At 65.3% G+C, this 1,094-nt stretch carries 1 protein-coding gene; it reads left to right on the forward strand.

Annotated features, from left to right (window positions below; all coding sequences use genetic code 11):
• The coding region (tuf, locus tag AC1DER_RS17200; RefSeq protein WP_477358213.1) for an elongation factor Tu at positions 1 to 1,094 on the forward strand (1,094 nt) is incomplete at both ends.

A 1,094-nucleotide genomic window follows, 5' to 3' on the forward strand; every position in this document is an offset into this window, starting at 1 on the left:
TTTGAGCGCACCAAGCCGCACGTGAACGTGGGCACGATCGGTCACGTCGACCACGGCAAGACCACGCTGACGGCGGCACTGACGAAGGTGGGCGCGGAGCGTTTCGGTGGCGAGTTCAAGGCGTACGACGCGATCGACGCAGCGCCGGAAGAGAAGGCTCGCGGCATCACGATCTCGACCGCACACGTCGAGTAYGAGAGCCCGAACCGTCACTACGCCCACGTCGACTGCCCGGGCCACGCCGACTACGTGAAGAACATGATCACGGGTGCGGCGCAGATGGACGGCGCGATCCTGGTGTGCTCGGCCGCTGACGGCCCGATGCCGCAGACGCGCGAGCACATCCTGCTGTCGCGCCAGGTCGGCGTGCCGTACATCGTGGTGTTCCTGAACAAGGCCGACATGGTCGACGACGCCGAGCTGCTCGAGCTGGTCGAGATGGAAGTCCGCGAACTGCTGTCGAAGTACGACTTCCCGGGCGACGACACCCCGATCATCCACGGYTCGGCCCGTCTGGCGCTGGAAGGCGACCAGTCGGAGATCGGCGTGCCGTCGATCCTGAAGCTGGTCGAGGCGCTGGATACGTTCATTCCGCAGCCGGAGCGTGACGTCGACAAGGCGTTCCTGATGCCGGTGGAAGACGTGTTCTCGATCTCGGGCCGCGGCACCGTGGTGACCGGTCGTATCGAGCGCGGCATCATCAAGGTGGGCGACGAAATCGAAATCGTCGGTATCCGTCCGACCCAGAAGACGACCGTCACYGGCGTGGAGATGTTCCGCAAGCTGCTCGACCAGGGCCAGGCAGGCGACAACGCCGGTCTGCTGCTGCGCGGCACCAAGCGTGACGACGTCGAGCGCGGCCAGGTGCTGTGCAAGCCGGGTTCGATCACCCCGCACACCGAGTTCGAAGCCGAGGTGTACGTGCTGTCGAAGGACGAGGGCGGCCGTCACACGCCCTTCTTCAAGGGCTACCGTCCGCAGTTCTACTTCCGCACGACCGACATCACCGGCGCAGTGACGCTGCCGGAAGGCGTCGAGATGGTCATGCCGGGCGACAACATCAAGATGGTCGTCTCGCTGATCAACCCGGTGGC

Source organism: Lysobacter sp. 05T417 (assembly GCF_056396405.1).